This window comes from Sinorhizobium glycinis, from assembly GCF_001651865.1.
GTDB lineage: Bacteria > Pseudomonadota > Alphaproteobacteria > Rhizobiales > Rhizobiaceae > Sinorhizobium > Sinorhizobium glycinis.
Genome location: NZ_LPUX01000062.1, coordinates 44,750 through 59,158, shown reverse-complemented (window position 1 = coordinate 59,158; position 14,409 = coordinate 44,750). Strand labels below are relative to the sequence as shown.

Below are 14,409 nucleotides of genomic sequence, written 5' to 3'. Positions count from 1 at the left end.
CCAAAAGAACAAGAGGGTGAACGAAGCATGAGAACGATTGCAAATCTTTCGACCACCGCTGCTGTGATCTGCTCCACGGCGCTTGGTAGTCTTGCGCCGGCCTATGCGGCCTGCACCAACGACACCTGGGCCAAGATCAAGGAACGCGGCAAGATCGTCGTTGGTGTCAAAACCGACGCGAAGCCTTGGGGCTTCATCGATGCCGACGGCAAGCTGGTCGGCATGGAAGCAGACATGGCCAAGGAAGTGGCCGACACGATCGGCGTCGAACTCGAACTCGTCGGCGTTCAGTCTTCCAACCGCATGCAGTTCCTCGAACAGGGCAAGATCGATCTGATGATCGCGACTATGAGCGACCGCAAGGACCGTCGCGACATCGTGGGCGTGGTGCTGCCGAACTACTACACCTCCGGCACCAACATCATGGCGCCCAAGGCCCTCGGCCTCAAGGAATGGTCCCAGCTGAAGGACAAGCCTGTTTGCGGTTTGCAGGGCTCCTTCCACAACAAGGCGATTGAAGAGCACCACGGTGCCAAGGTGATCGCCTTCGACAACAATGCCGCCGCCAAGCAGGCACTGCGCGACAAGAAGTGCATGGCCTGGGTGTTCGACGACTCCTCGATCGCCGCCGATCTCGCTTCGGGCGAATATGCCGATTACGAAATGCCGCTCAAGACGGAAAACGACAATCCCTGGGCGCTTGCGGTGCCGCTTGCCGAGCGCGAATGCGTCTTCGGCCGGTTCATGTCCGGCATGGAATTCAACTGGCTCCAGTCGGGCCACCTGAGTGAACTCGAGAAGAAGTGGGGCGTCCAGGAAAGTGCCTTCCTGAAGGCGCAGCAGGAACGCTTCAAGGACTGGCTGGCCAAGTAGCCGCAGCCGAATCTGTCGCCACCGGTCATCGTCTCTGGTGACCGGTGGTTTCCTCCTGCCCCTCGGATCGACGTGCCATGATCGAGACCATCCAGAGCTTCTTCAGGGAGCTCGCGCAGACTCATCCGAAATGGAATTTCATCTTCTTCTACGAGCCGTCGCAATGGGCGCGCGTCGTGAGCGGCCTTGCCGTGACGATCGAGCTTTCGGTCGCCTGCGTCGCGCTCAGCCTCATCATCGGCATAGTGGGCGCATGGGCGCAAGGAGCGCGCTCCCCCTTCCTGCGCTGGCTGACGCAAGGCTATATCCAGCTCTTCCGCAACACGCCGCCGATGATCCAGCTCTTGTTCTTCTATTTCGCCCTCGGCCAGTTCACGCCAGCAATCATCGGGGCAGACGGCTGGACCGAAGAGCCTGTCATCTCCAACATCGGGTGGGCAATCGTCTCGCTGTCCTTCTTCGCCGGCGCCTTCAATGTCGAAATCTTCCGGGCAGGCATCGAGGCCATTCCGCAGACGACGAAGGAAGCCTGCGAGGCGCTGGGCATGAACAGGCTGCAGACATACGCCTATGTCGTTCTGCCGCTGGCTCTTCGCGTCAGTCTGCCGGCGCTCAACAACAATCTGGTCAATCTGGTCAAGACGACGACCCAGGCGATCGCGATCGCCGTGCCCGAACTGCTCTACCAGATGGTTTCGATCTGGAATGATTACGCGTCGGCGCAGAATGCGGCGATGACGGTCCTGTTCGCCACCTACATCCTGCTCGTCGGGGCGCTCGCCTTTGCGATGAACCGCTGGGAGCGCGCCCTCTACATCCCCGGTTTCGGCGGAGGTCGATAATGTCTGATACTTTCAAGCTTCCGCTCCGCGACCGTCAGTCCGATCTTCCGGTTCTGTTGCCGCTGAAAGTGCCGGAGCCCGATGTGCTGGGCTTCTCGCGCTGGCTCGCCTCGATGCCGGGTTGGACGCTTCCCGCCTTGACTGCCGTCCTCGCGCTTTGGCCGGTCTACGCGATGGCGCAGTCGACCTTTACGACTGAGCGCGTACTCTCGACCCTTCTGAAATGGACGCCCCTGCTGGTGACGAAAGGGTTTGTTCTCAACATCCTCATCAGCTTCCTGACGGTGGTGTTCGGCACCATCGCCGGCATCTTTCTCGGGCTCGGGCGCGTGTCACACAGCCGCGTCGTGCGTCTCTTCTCCTGGTTTACTGTCCAGCTTTTTCGCAACTCGCCCTGGCTGGTGCTGCTCTTCGTCGTCATGCTTACATTGCCCTTCGAGCTCCGCATCGGCGGTGCGATTATCCCGGTTCCGGATTGGATGAAGGCGGTGTTCGGGCTCAGCCTGCCAGTCATGGCGAACATCGCCGAGATCGTCCGCGGGGCCATCCGCTCGGTTCCGAGCGGCCAGTGGGAGGCGGCTGAATCGCTCGCCTTCAGCCGCACCCAGACGCTGTGGCAGATCATCCTGCCGCAATGCTTCAAACGAATGATCCCGCCGTGGATGAACTGGTACGCCATCATGACCATGGCGACACCGCTGGTCTCCCTGCTCGGCGTAACGGAAATCATCACGCTCACGCGCCAGGCCATGGAGGCGGAGGGCAATCATCCGTCGCTCTTGGTTCCCTTCTACGGCTTCGCCCTCATCATCTTCTTTGCCTATTGCTACCCCATCGCCCGCCTGACGATGTCGCTTGAAAAGCGCTTCGCGGTAAAACTCTGAAGGATCTGCCCATGAGCGACAATTCTCCCTGGAAGGCCGGCCAGCCGATCGTGTCGATCAAGAATGTGCGCAAGTCCTACGGCAGTATTGAAGTGCTGAAGGGCATCTCGCTCGACATTATGAAAGGCGACGTCGTCTGCATCATCGGTCCCTCCGGATCGGGAAAGTCGACCCTCATCCGCTGTATAAACGCGCTCGCAGATATTCAGGATGGCTCGATCACGGTCGAGGGGCAGGAGGTCCATGACCCGAAGCTCGACAAGCTGGCGCTGCGCCGCAAGGTCGGCATGGTCTTCCAGCAATACAACCTCTTTCCGCACAAGACGGCGCTGCAGAACGTGATGATGGCGCCCGTCAAGGTACTGGGCCAACCGAAGCAGGAGGTGGAGGCACGCGCCCGGTCGCTTCTGAAGAAGGTGCGGCTGGAGGGGAAGGAAAACGCCTATCCCGGCGAATTGTCCGGCGGCCAGCAGCAGCGTGTGGCGATCGCCCGATCGCTTGCCATGCAGCCGGACGTCATGCTGTTCGACGAGGTGACGGCGGCGCTCGATCCCGAGACCGTGAAGGAAGTGCTCGTCACGATCAAGGAACTTGCCGCCGACGGCATGACCTGCATCCTCGTCACCCATGAAATGGGCTTCGCGCGCGAGGTGGCCGACCACATTTACTTCACCGATCTTGGCGTGATCGTGGAACATGGCCCGCCCTCGACCTTCTTCGACAATGCGCAGGATCCGCGAACGAAGGCTTTCCTCGGACAAATCCTTTGAGGCTTGAAGGCGATGATCGAGACACCCAATCCGCGCAGCCCGGATGTCGGTCTTTCGCTCCACGTCACTGAAAACCGCTTCCCTGTCGCTGGTGCCTTCGCCCTGGCGCGTGGAGCGCGAACTGAAATCCGCGTTGTCACCGTCGAACTTCGCAATGGCGATGTTTGCGGCCGCGGTGAATGCGGACCCAGCGGGAGGGATGGCGAAACCGTCGAGGATGTGATCAGCGTCATCCAGGCGATCCAACCGGACTTGCGGAACGGGCTTGACCGAAGTGCCCTGCAACTGCGTCTGCCGGCCGGTGCGGCGCGCAACGCGCTCGATTGCGCGTTCTGGGACCTTGAGGCGAAGAAATGGGGAGTTTCGGCATGGCAATTGGCTGGGCTTGCACCGCCTTTGCGATTGAACACCGCTTACACGCTATCCCTTGCCTCGCCGGACGTCCTGCGGAAAGCGGCGGCGAGGAATGCCCATCGCCCGCTGATAAAGGTTCAACTGGGCTCGGACGCCGATTTGGCGCGTATTGAGGCCGTGCGTGCGGGAGCTCGGCACTCCACATTGATCGCCGATGCCAATGGAAGCTGGACGCTCGAACGATATCTCAGTCTCGCGCCGGAATTCGTGCGGCTCGGGGTCGTCATGGTGGAGCAGCCTTTGCCTGCCAATGCCGATGCCGGCCTGGCGCAAATCGAACGCCCGCTCCCGGTCTGCGCGGACGAGGGCTGCCGTGACCGGCATTCCCTTGAGAAGCTGAACGGCAAATATGACGTCGTCAACATCAAGCTCGACAAGGCCGGCGGGCTCACCGAGGCGCTTGAACTCAAGCGGGACGCCCTGACGGCAGGCTTCGACATCATGGTCGGCTGCACGCTCGGCACGTCGCTTGCCATGGCGCCTGCTTTCCTGCTTGCGCAGGACGCCAGATATGTCGATCTCGACGGGCCGCTTCTGCTCGCGAAAGACCGGAACACATCAATTCACTACGAAGGCTCGCTCATGGAGCCGCCACCTTCATCTCTCTGGGGTTGATCCTATGCGCCAAGTCTATGTCAATGGAGACTATCTGCCTGAAACCGAGGCCCGGATTTCTGTCTTCGATCGCGGGTTTTTGTTTGCCGACGGCGTCTATGAGGTGACGCTCGTGCTCGACGGCAAACTCGTGGATTTCGCCGGCCATATGCGTCGCCTGCGCCGGTCGCTCGGCGAACTGGGCATGGCCTTCGCTCTGACGGACGAGGATCTGCTTGACATTCACCGCGAGCTGATCCGGCAGAACGATATCGAGGAGGGCCTGGTCTACCTGCAGGTGACGCGCGGTTCGGCCGATCGCGACTTCCTCTTTCCGGCCGAAGAGACGCCAAATACCGTGGTGCTCTTCACGCAAAAGAAATCGCTTGTCGATAGCCCGCTTGCGGAGCGCGGCCAGCATGTCGTGACCGTGGAGGACCTGCGCTGGCGGCGCTGCGACATCAAGACCGTACAGCTCCTCTATCCCTCAATGGCCAAGATGGAGGCCAAGTCGCGGGGCGCCGACGATGCTTGGCTTGTCAAGGACGGTTACGTAACCGAAGGCTCGTCGAACAATGCCTATATCGTCACGCCGGAAGGAACTGTCGTGACCAGGGATCTGTCGACCGACATCCTGCACGGGATAACGCGCGAGGCCGTTCTGCAGTGCGCAGAGGATCTTCAGCTGAGGATCGAGGAGCGGCCCTTCACGGTCGAGGAGGCCGAGAATGCGGCGGAGGCCTTCTCGACCTCGGCCTCCGGTCTGGTCAGCCCGGTCGTCAGGATCAATGGCCGTGAGGTCGGCCCCGGGCGGCCGGGACCGATCGCGGCCCGGCTTCGACAGATCTATCTCGAGCGCAGCCGGGCTTCAGCGGTCTAGCAACGCCGATCGTGCGCCGACCGGCTTTCGCGCCGGCTCTTTTGGATTATCAAGGGTATCTAATGAAACAAGTCGCCAAGCCGAGTGCCAATCGCTTCAGTCGAGCATGGCCAATCGGGAGCCCTCCCAAATGGCTCGCAATGCGGGCGGATTGGTGACAGGGTAGCCAGCAATGAAGCCTTTGACCGAAAAAGACGGGAACTCCTTTCGAAGCAGAAGCGCGGCGCGTTCCGCTTTCTCCGACTCACCCGAGAAAGCATGCGCCATTGCCAGGAACATCAGCGTGTTTGGCGATTCCTGAGAACTTTTTTCGAGCGCTGAAATACAGTCCTCGTATTGTCCGGACACAAACATAACCCTGCCTCTCATGCCGAAGTACCACGGCGGCGACAGGGGATTGAGATACAGCGCTCTTTCAATCAGCGGAACAGCCTCGGCCGGGTCTCCGACCACCAACGCCTTGCTGCCGGCAAGCAGCGCCAGCGTGTCGGCGTGGTTCCTTCCATATTTGAACGCACGCGCATGGGCGTCGGCCGCACCCGCCAGATCGCCGTGACATGCCTTGAGGTCGCCCAGGCAAGTATAACCGGAGGGCTCTGTCGGATCGAGAAGCAACGCCTGCTCGACCGCAGACCGCCATTTCTGGATTGCTTCTTCCGGGTTGGTGCTGAAGCCATTGCAGGCTTGGATGGAGTAGGCGTAGGCCAGCTCTGTCCAAGCCCTGGCACGAGTGGGATCCAATTCGAGGGATCGTGAAAGAAGGTCCACTGCCGCCTCGTTTCCTTCACGGCCGAACCTGTTGTGCTGCTCGACACCTAAGAGATAGTAGTCGTAGGCCTGCAGGCTGGAAGGTGCCTTGCGGCGGCTTGCATTGCGTCCGAGCGCCGCAAGCGTGCCGAAGCAGCCTGCAAGGACATTGATAACGCTCTCGGTCAGACTGTCCTGGAGCGTCAGGAAGTCCTCCATCGGGCGATCGTAGCGCTCGCTCCACAGCATCTGCCCAGAGCGCGTATCCGAAAGCTGGATGGTCAGTCGGACCCGTCGATCATCCGCGCGCAACTGGCCGGTAATGGCGTAGGTGGCACCAACGGCCTGGACGTGATCGTCATGGCGTTCTGGCTTGTTTCCAAGCAGTTTCATCGTGTGAAACGCGATGACCGGAATGTCCGCATACCGGGCCAGATCGACACAGATATCTGATGAAAGACCGTCAGCAAAACGATGCCATTGCTCCTCCGGGTTGAGGCTTTCGATCGGAAATACGGCAAGTATCGGCGTTGCTTGCTCCTTTGCGGGCCGTATCGGCTTGCCTTCCACATTGGAGATACAGGAGGCAAGCTCGATTTTGTTTCGTACGCCGAGCTTGCCGTAGATCGTCGCGAGGTGCGTGCGGACTGTCGAGGGAGCGATGAAGAGAGCTTCGCCGATCTCGCGATATGTCAGACCTGCGGCAAACCGTTCGGCCACGGCGCGTTCGCGGTCCGACAGCGCTTCAGGCGCGGACTGAGACGTCGGGATGCGATTCATGCCTGATACCTGCCACCCGAATAGTTCAGTTACAACTGCAGCCTGGGCAAAATACTACAAATGCGGGAGACGAAACACTGCACATGCGCGATGGTTCATTCGCTTGGTGCGCCTAGAGTTGCTGCATTCATCAACCGCCCGAATGGGCAAAAACCATCAGGAACGACGATGAGCAACATTCTGAGCGGAATGTCCGGGTTCTCTAGGAACGTAGGTTTAGACTTGAGTCAAAATCCGAGCCAGGACGGCGGTCGCATCGATGGCTGGCGAAATCCGATTCGTCTTCTCATGGCATGGGACGAGCGACTGCGTTTTCGCGCGCAACTCGCGCGGATGGCTGAGCACACACCGGAACTCTTGAATGACGTTGGGCTGTCCCAAGCACAGGTCGATGCAGAGATAAGCAAACCATTCTGGCGCCGCTAGGGACTGCCTTGCGAGGCTCACATCGCCCGCCATTCAAGCAATTTCCAATGCAGCCGCTCGATTTTCTTGCTCGCTCACTTTGGAGAGGGGTCTCCGGAAAAGAAATTCGTCGAGCGACCGGTTTCAACTCATCCACAACGGATGGGAACCGGAAAGGTCTGCCGCCCCGACTAACGGGAACCGGAAAGTTCGACCCGTTGCTGCCGCTCGTCGATAACCCTGGGATTTCCGGTGCTGGCCGCTCTTTGCGACGATGGGAATGGGAAAGATCGACACTCTGCGGGCGTTCGTTCGCCCGCCCGAAAGGGATTCTTGTGGCAGCAATTGCCTGACTCAGACGCGCATGGCTGTGAGGTCACCTCGTCACAACTGATCAGATGGAGTATTCTAGCCTTTCTGGCAGGCATACCGGCCATGGGATTAGACGTGGGGCGCATCCCGTGGTGGAGGACGGTAATGGTCGACGCAAGCTGATTGCATGGGGGATACTGCAGTGGAGGGGCGCGAGGCGGATGAATCGAGCGTCAGTCTCAGGCAACAGGTCGAGCTGCTGAAGCGGGAGCTTGACGAGACCCTCGAGCAACAGACGTCGACGAGCGAAATTCTGCGTGTGATCTCCACCTCACCCGACGACGTCCAGCCGGTGTTCGACGCGATAGCGGAGAGCGCAGCGAGGCTTTGCGCGGCAGAATTCTGTTTCGTATTTCGGTTCGACGGCGCGCTGCTGCATCCGGCCGCGTATCACGGCATTTCGCGCGAGGGCATCGAAGCCGTAGGCGCCAAGTTTCCGCAGCAACCAAACAGAGGCAATGTCACGGGCCGAGCATTTATCGGCGGTGTCGTCGAACAGATCCCCGACGTCTTTACCGACCCTGATTATAAGATGCTGCCGCTCGCGAAGATCGTGTCCTACCGCAGCGCCATTGGCGTGCCGCTCTTGTGGAAGGAACGTCCGATCGGAGCGATCGCCGTCACGCGGCGCGCGATCGGCCTCTTTCCCGAGCGGCAGGTCGAGCTGCTGCGAACATTCGCCGATCAGGCGGTGATCGCGATCGAGAACGTCCGGCTGTTCAACGAGGCTAAGGCCCACAACCGAGAGCTCACCGAGGCGCTCGAACAGCAGACGGCAACGAGCGAAATCCTGCGCGTCATCTCGACTTCGCCCACCGACGTGCAGCCGGTGTTCGACTCAATCGCGAAGAACGCAGCAAGACTTTGCGCGGCGGAATTCTGCTTTGTCTTCCGTTTCGACGGGGAACTCATGCACCCGGTCGCTTATCATGGTGTCTCTCGCGAAGGTATCGAAGCGGTCCGAGCCATCTTTCCCCGAAAACCAAGCAGGGCCAATGTGACGGGGCGTGCCTTTCTCAGCGGCGCCATAGAGCAGATCGCGGACGTGTTTGCCGATCCCGAGTATCAACTCCTCTCGTTGGCGAAGATCATGTCCTACCGCAGTGCCATCGGTGTGCCGCTCACGCTGAACGGCCGTCCCATCGGAGCAATCGGCGTCGACCGGCGCGAGGTCGGATGTTTTCCGGAGCGACAGGTCGAGCTCCTGCGAACCTTCGCCGATCAGGCGGTGATCGCGATCGAGAACGTCCGGCTGTTCACCGATCTGGAGCAACGCAATCTTGAGCTGAAAGAATCCCTACAGCAGCAAACTGCGACAGCGGATGTCCTCAAGGTCATCAGCCGGTCAGCATTCGATCTGCAGGCTGTGCTGGATACGCTTGTCGAATCGGCCGTGCGACTTTGCGACGCTTATGATGCAGTGATATTCCTGAAGGATGGTGACACGCTCAATGCGAGAGCGCATCATGGGCCGATTCCAATGGATTTCTTTGCCTGGCCAGTGTCACGGGACTGGGTAACGGGGCGGGCGGTCCTGGACCGAAAGCCGGTGCATGTCCCCGACCTGAGCGCCGACGCCGAGGAGTTCCCTGACGGCCAGCGCATGGCCGTTCGGATGGGACATCGCACCATCCTTGCAGCGCCCCTGCTACGGCAACACGAGGCAATTGGCGGCCTCGTCATCCGCCGGACGGAAGTCAAGCCGTTCACCGAAAAGCAGATTGGACTTCTCCAGACCTTTGCCGACCAGGCGGTCATTGCGATCGAGAACGTCCGGCTGTTCGACGAGGTGAAGGCGCGGACCGCCGAACTGGCCGAGGCGCTGAAGCAGCAGACCGCAACGGCCGACGTACTGAAAGTCATCAGCCGCTCCGCATTCGACCTGCAATCGGTTCTGGATACCCTCGTAGCGTCCGCTGCCCGTCTTTGCGAGGCGGACATGGCGACGATGACCCGGCCGATGGGTGACGCGCACTATCCTGTCGCCCGCTTCGGCTTCTCGCAGGAGTTCGACCGATATTTCCGAGCGCTCCCACTGGAGCCGGGGCGCGGCAGCATAGTCGGGCGAACCCTGCTTGAGGTCCGGCCGGTTCAGGTCGCCGACGTCCTCGATGATCCCGAGTACGGCATGCCGGAAGCGCAAAGACTTGGCGGGTTTCGTAGCGTACTTGGCGTGCCGCTCCTGCGCGAAGGAAACCCGATCGGGGTGCTCGCATTGGCCCGCTCGACCGTGCGGCCCTTCACCGATAAGCAGATCGAGCTGGCATCGACCTTCGCCGACCAGGCGGTGATCGCGATCGAAAATGTGCGTCTTTTCCAGGAAGTGCAGACGAGAACCGAGGAGCTGTCGCGCTCCCTCGAGGAACTCAAGACCACGCAGGACCGATTGATCCAGACGGAGAAGCTCGCCTCGCTCGGACAACTGACCGCCGGAATTGCGCACGAGATCAAGAACCCGTTGAACTTCGTCAACAATTTCTCGGCGCTGTCGGTCGAATTGATCGAAGAGCTTCAGCAGGCGGTGGGCGGCGCGGTAGCCGACGGCGCGCCGCGCGCCGAGATCGACACACTCGCCGAGACGATAAAGGGCAATCTTGAGAAGATCGTCCAGCACGGCAAACGCGCCGATTCAATCGTCAAGAACATGCTTATGCATTCGCGTCAGGGGGCGGGAGAGCGCCGCCCGACCAATATCAACGGCCTCGTCGAGGAGAGCCTCAATCTCGCCTATCATGGGGCTCGTGCCGAGATGCAGGGGTTCACGATCACGCTGCAGAAATCACTCGATCCAGTGGCCGGTGAGGTCGACCTATACCCGCAGGAGATCACACGCGTGCTTCTCAACCTTATCTCAAACGGTTTCTATGCGACGAGCAAACGCGCGGCATCCGAGCTGGGTGGCAGTTATGAGCCGACGCTCGCGGCGGTGACCAGAGATCTGGGAGACAGCGTTGAGATCATCATCCGTGACAATGGTGTGGGAATCCCGCCGGAGGTGAAGGAGAAGATGTTCAATCCTTTCTTCACAACCAAACCTGCTGGCGAGGGGACGGGCCTCGGCCTGTCGCTCAGCTACGACATCATTGTCAAGCAGCATGCTGGTTCCATCGAGGTGGACACAGAACCCGGTCAATACACCGAGTTTCGCATTCGACTGCCGCGGATGACCCCGGCGATGACAACACCGGAGGGCAGATCATGAGCCTCCTCATCCTGGTGGTCGATGACGAGCCCGACGTCGAATTGCTTTTCAAACAGCAGTTCCGCCGTGACCTGCGCGCTGGCCGCTTTGTAATGGAGTTCACGCGATCAGCGTCATCCGCACTCGAGCGGATCGCCGATGCGGGCGACGTCACGCTTATTCTCATCCTGTCCGATGTGAACATGCCAGGGATGAGCGGGCTCGAACTGCTACCGAAGGCGAGGAGCATACGGCCCGATGTGCCGGTGATCATGATCACAGCCTATGGCGATCCGGACACGAAGCGACGAGCCATGGAAAGTGGCGCAGAAGCGTTGCTGACCAAGCCGATCGACTTCATTGCGTTGCGAGAAGAAATCGACAGTCGGGTTGGGGGCCTCGCATGAGCACAAGCATACTCGTTGTGGACGACGAGCCGGACCTGGAGATGCTTCTTCTCCAGAAATTCCGGCAGCAAATCCGCGACGGCTCACTGCGTTTCCTCTTCGCCTGCGACGGAGTTGACGCCTTGGCCGTGCTTGCTGCCAACAACGACGTGGATATTGTGCTGAGCGACATCAACATGCCGCGTATGGATGGCCTGTCGCTGCTGGCGAAGCTTCAGCAGAGGGACGAGGATCTGTCCACGATTATCGTCTCCGCCTACAGCGATATGGCCAACATCCGGACCGCGATGAACCGCGGCGCATATGATTTCGTAACGAAGCCGATCGATTTTCCCGACCTGGAGGCTACGATCGTCAAGACGATCCACCACATGGAGGCGTTGCGCGAAGCGCAGCGCAGGCAGTCGGCGGCCGAGCAGGCGCGGGCGTCACTTTCCCGCTACTTTTCGCCAAATCTCGCCGAACGCCTAGCCAACAGCGCCGACGACGCTCTTGATCTTGGCGGGAAACGCCGGGATGTTGCGTCGCTCTTTACCGATCTGACGGGGTTCACCACACTGGTGGAAACGATCGAGCCGAACGTGCTCGGGCAGCTCCTCAATGATTACATCGTCGGCATGACCGACATCGTGTTCGCACATGATGGTACTGTCGCCAAGATCATTGGCGACGCACTCCACGTACTTTTCGGCGCACCGGTCGATCAGCCGGACCATGCCAGTCGCGCGATCGCCTGCTCATTCGCACTTGACGCCTTCGCACTGTCTTTCCGTGAACACTGGTGTAGAAAGGGAATAGCCCTTGGCCATACCCGGATTGGTGCGCATGCCGGCACGGCCGTGGTCGGCAACTTCGGCGGAGGAAAGTTCTTCGACTACAGCGCCTACGGCGACACCATCAACGTTGCCGCGCGCTTGGAAGCGGCCAACAAGTCGCTTGGCACACGCATTTGCGTGAGTGGCAGCCTCGCAGCGAACATGCAGGGGTTCTGCGGTCGTCCTGTTGGCGACCTCCTGCTCAGAGGCAGGACGGAGCCGATCCGCGCTTTCGAGCCGCTTGAGGGCGAAAGCTATGCCAGCGGCGCAACGCAGGCGTACATGGCTGCTTTCGAAGAACTGCAGACCGGCGATCCTCATGCCGTAGCTTCATTCGCTGCGCTGGTTGGTCGTAACCCCGAGGACCCGCTCGCTGGCTTTCACCTGAAGCGACTGATGAACGGCGAATTCAGCACGACCATCAACCTCAAGAATTACCACTGACCGCGTAGCCCTTGGATCCGACCAGGACCGGCCTGAAGCGCCAGATCTCCTGCTCCAAGACCTAGGCGTAACGCCGACCGCAGCGGTCCCTCCATCGAATGAACAGTCGAGCATCGGCTGCTGGATCAGAAAAACCTCCCTCTACGAACGTGCTGGCGCTGAAAAGACCCGAGCGAAAGGATAGACCGGGACCACGCTTCGAACGACGCCGTTCGAGCGCGTCCGATATCCTTTCCCTATACGGGACGGACGCGGTTGGGTCGATGCTTCCAAGCGGCACGCCATCGCCGGCCCCGGAACCTGGATACACGTATTGCTAGACTAATGTCCGCACTTGGCGCGCGAAGCTGCGCTCCCGCATCCACGCGGCGGACTTCCGCTCCACACCCGACTGAGACGATCGGAAGCCGGCAACATGCCGACCAGTCCGGGATGTCGACTCCCATCCCTCGCCTTGAACGGAATCGAACCGTAACTCCCCGTTATTGGAAAGGCGTAGGGCAGCCCGTCCTCACCGCTAAGTGCGTGCATCGCCTGCGCGTCGCCGTTCTGTTTGTTGGCGCCTTAGAGGCATGGGCGTTGAGTGGTTCCTGTCCAAGATATGAAAGGGCATTGCGGACCAGGACCGCTGGGATGAAAAACAGAGCCAGGTATCGCGTCCGACCCTTGGCTGCCGATGCGTGTTCCGGAGAACAACTAGAGCATTTTGCAGTCAGGTGGAATCACCTGACGTCGCACAAATGCGGCAAAAACAAAGGTTTAGAGCGGCGACGCGAACGTATGTGAGCGCATCCCGCTCTAATGCTGCAGACGTAAAACACGAAGACCTAAAATTCCGTCGGACCACCGCGTGAAATATCAGATCAGACTCACCAGCGCAGCGCCGCGGTGTCGGCCGGCGCGTCCCACAAGGAAAGCTCTCGTTCCTCGAGGCGCGCAACGGTGACCGAGAGGCCCGCCATGTCCAGGGAGGTGACGTAGGTTCCGACCAGCGACCGGGCAACCGTGACGCCCAAGCGCGCAAGCCGCGCTCGGGCGCAATTGTAAGCGAGATAGAGCTCCGATACCGGCGTGCCACCGAAGCCGTTGATGAAGAGGAGCAGCTTGTCGCTCTGGTCCGGCGCCAGATCGCTCAAGATCGCCTCGAGCATCGTTTCCACGATTTCGTCGGCGGTCGCGAATTTGACCCGTGCGCGGCCGGGCTCTCCGTGAATTCCGACGCCCATCTCCATTTCATTTTCGTGGAGCACGAAGGTCTCCCGCTCCGTGTCGGGTACGGTGACACCGCGGAGCGACACGCCCACGGTGCGGATGCGGCCGTTCAGGTCCTCGCCAAGCGCGCTCAGTTCATCGAGCCTCCAGCCGGCCTCCGCCGCTGCTCCGAGCAACTTCTCGACCACGAGCGTTCCCGCAACGCCTCTCCTGCCTTGGCTGCGCTTCGACCCGCCGGGGTTGACGTCGTCGCGCACGATCACGGTGGCGATCCGGTGCTCGGCCCCCGCGAGCTCGGCGGCCATTTCGAAATTCATGACGTCGCCGTCATAATTCTTGACGATGAGCAGACAGCCCTCGCCGCCGTCGGTTTCCCGGATCGCGGCAATGATCTGGTCCGGTGTCGGAGAGGTGAAGACATGTCCGGTGCAGGCGGCGTCCAGCATACCTTTCCCGACAAAACCGACATGCATCGGCTCGTGCCCGGCGCCGCCGCCCGAAATGAGCGCGACCTTGCCCGGACGAAGACTGCGTCGGCGAATGAACTTCCTGTCGGCGCCGAAAGCCACGAGCCGTTCGTGGGCTGCGACGAAGCCGGCGAGACTTTCAGCCACCAGCGTCTCGGCTCGGTTCATGAATTTCTTCATCGTGCGCCTCCCACGACGCCGTGCTCTCCTGCCCTGCGCAAAATAGCCGCAACGCTTCAACCTCGACACCGGTGCCCTCGATCAGACTCGAAACTAGAGGGTCTTGTCGGGGCAGCGACGTACTGAAACACATCGCAACCCG

The 14,409-nt window shown here is 60.5% G+C and carries 12 protein-coding genes; 10 read left to right on the top strand and 2 right to left on the bottom strand.

Annotated features, from left to right (window positions below):
- The first annotated feature begins 27 nt into the window (after positions 1-27).
- The 6 genes from AU381_RS18435 to AU381_RS18410 all read left to right on the top strand — a co-directional run bounded on the left by AU381_RS18435 (position 28) and on the right by AU381_RS18410 (position 5,257).
- On the top strand, positions 28-873 hold the full coding sequence (locus tag AU381_RS18435; RefSeq protein WP_064243202.1) for a transporter substrate-binding domain-containing protein: 846 nt from the start codon (positions 28-30) through the stop codon (positions 871-873).
- 77 nt (positions 874-950) lie between these two features.
- A complete protein-coding gene (locus tag AU381_RS18430; RefSeq protein WP_064243201.1) occupies positions 951-1,715 on the top strand; it encodes an amino acid ABC transporter permease in 765 nt (254 codons plus the stop codon).
- Positions 1,715-2,599, top strand: a complete 885-nt coding sequence (locus AU381_RS18425) for an amino acid ABC transporter permease (protein WP_064243200.1) — start codon at positions 1,715-1,717, stop codon at positions 2,597-2,599. The genes AU381_RS18430 and AU381_RS18425 overlap by 1 nt, the downstream gene beginning before the upstream one ends.
- Positions 2,600-2,610: 11 nt before the next feature.
- Positions 2,611-3,369 carry an amino acid ABC transporter ATP-binding protein gene (locus tag AU381_RS18420; RefSeq protein ID WP_064243199.1) on the top strand — a complete coding sequence of 253 codons (759 nt, stop codon included), beginning with the start codon at positions 2,611-2,613 and terminating at the stop codon, positions 3,367-3,369.
- A 12-nt stretch (positions 3,370-3,381) separates the two neighbouring features.
- Positions 3,382-4,398: an N-acetyl-D-Glu racemase DgcA gene (gene dgcA / locus AU381_RS18415; RefSeq protein ID WP_064243449.1), complete on the top strand. Its 1,017-nt coding sequence runs from the start codon at positions 3,382-3,384 to the stop codon at positions 4,396-4,398.
- A 4-nt stretch (positions 4,399-4,402) separates the two neighbouring features.
- Positions 4,403-5,257, top strand: a complete 855-nt coding sequence (locus AU381_RS18410; RefSeq protein WP_064243198.1) for a D-amino-acid transaminase — start codon at positions 4,403-4,405, stop codon at positions 5,255-5,257.
- A gap of 96 nt (positions 5,258-5,353) precedes the next feature.
- Here AU381_RS18410 and AU381_RS18405 read toward each other — a convergent pair whose 3' ends face one another.
- Entirely contained in the window at positions 5,354-6,784 is a 1,431-nt protein-coding gene (locus AU381_RS18405) for a LuxR C-terminal-related transcriptional regulator (protein WP_064243197.1), read from the bottom strand.
- A gap of 168 nt (positions 6,785-6,952) precedes the next feature.
- Here AU381_RS18405 and AU381_RS29830 point away from each other — a divergent pair, with 168 nt between their 5' ends.
- The 4 genes from AU381_RS29830 (at position 6,953) to AU381_RS18385 (ending at position 12,408) form a co-directional block, all read left to right on the top strand.
- A complete protein-coding gene (locus AU381_RS29830) occupies positions 6,953-7,210 on the top strand; it encodes a DUF1127 domain-containing protein (protein ID WP_156528634.1) in 258 nt (85 codons plus the stop codon).
- Between the two features lie 478 nt (positions 7,211-7,688).
- The gene (locus AU381_RS18395) at positions 7,689-10,763 is read left to right on the top strand and encodes a GAF domain-containing protein (protein ID WP_064243195.1); all 3,075 of its coding nucleotides are present in this window, start codon (positions 7,689-7,691) and stop codon (positions 10,761-10,763) included.
- A complete protein-coding gene (locus AU381_RS18390; RefSeq protein ID WP_064243194.1) occupies positions 10,760-11,149 on the top strand; it encodes a response regulator in 390 nt (129 codons plus the stop codon). The genes AU381_RS18395 and AU381_RS18390 overlap by 4 nt, the downstream gene beginning before the upstream one ends.
- The gene (locus AU381_RS18385) at positions 11,146-12,408 is read left to right on the top strand and encodes an adenylate/guanylate cyclase domain-containing protein (RefSeq protein ID WP_064243193.1); all 1,263 of its coding nucleotides are present in this window, start codon (positions 11,146-11,148) and stop codon (positions 12,406-12,408) included. Before AU381_RS18390 ends, AU381_RS18385 begins: the two co-directional genes overlap by 4 nt.
- Positions 12,409-13,277: 869 nt before the next feature.
- On the opposite strand, the gene dhaK is transcribed toward AU381_RS18385, so the two are convergent.
- The gene (dhaK, locus tag AU381_RS18380; protein ID WP_064243192.1) at positions 13,278-14,267 is read right to left on the bottom strand and encodes a dihydroxyacetone kinase subunit DhaK; all 990 of its coding nucleotides are present in this window, start codon (positions 14,265-14,267) and stop codon (positions 13,278-13,280) included.
- Positions 14,268-14,409: the final 142 nt, after the last annotated feature.

What these genes read in the sequence shown, in the direction of transcription:
- AU381_RS18435 (WP_064243202.1), top strand. Translation starts at nt 28, where the DNA reads ATGAGAACGATTGCAAATCTTTCGACCACCGCTGCTGTGATCTGCTCC.
- AU381_RS18430 (WP_064243201.1), top strand. Translation starts at nt 951, where the DNA reads ATGATCGAGACCATCCAGAGCTTCTTCAGGGAGCTCGCGCAGACTCAT.
- AU381_RS18425 (WP_064243200.1), top strand. Translation starts at nt 1,715, where the DNA reads ATGTCTGATACTTTCAAGCTTCCGCTCCGCGACCGTCAGTCCGATCTT.
- AU381_RS18420 (WP_064243199.1), top strand. Translation starts at nt 2,611, where the DNA reads ATGAGCGACAATTCTCCCTGGAAGGCCGGCCAGCCGATCGTGTCGATC.
- dgcA (WP_064243449.1), top strand. Translation starts at nt 3,382, where the DNA reads ATGATCGAGACACCCAATCCGCGCAGCCCGGATGTCGGTCTTTCGCTC.
- AU381_RS18410 (WP_064243198.1), top strand. Translation starts at nt 4,403, where the DNA reads ATGCGCCAAGTCTATGTCAATGGAGACTATCTGCCTGAAACCGAGGCC.
- AU381_RS18405 (WP_064243197.1), bottom strand. Translation starts at nt 6,784, where the DNA reads ATGAATCGCATCCCGACGTCTCAGTCCGCGCCTGAAGCGCTGTCGGAC.
- AU381_RS29830 (WP_156528634.1), top strand. Translation starts at nt 6,953, where the DNA reads ATGAGCAACATTCTGAGCGGAATGTCCGGGTTCTCTAGGAACGTAGGT.
- AU381_RS18395 (WP_064243195.1), top strand. Translation starts at nt 7,689, where the DNA reads ATGGGGGATACTGCAGTGGAGGGGCGCGAGGCGGATGAATCGAGCGTC.
- AU381_RS18390 (WP_064243194.1), top strand. Translation starts at nt 10,760, where the DNA reads ATGAGCCTCCTCATCCTGGTGGTCGATGACGAGCCCGACGTCGAATTG.
- AU381_RS18385 (WP_064243193.1), top strand. Translation starts at nt 11,146, where the DNA reads ATGAGCACAAGCATACTCGTTGTGGACGACGAGCCGGACCTGGAGATG.
- dhaK (WP_064243192.1), bottom strand. Translation starts at nt 14,267, where the DNA reads ATGAAGAAATTCATGAACCGAGCCGAGACGCTGGTGGCTGAAAGTCTC.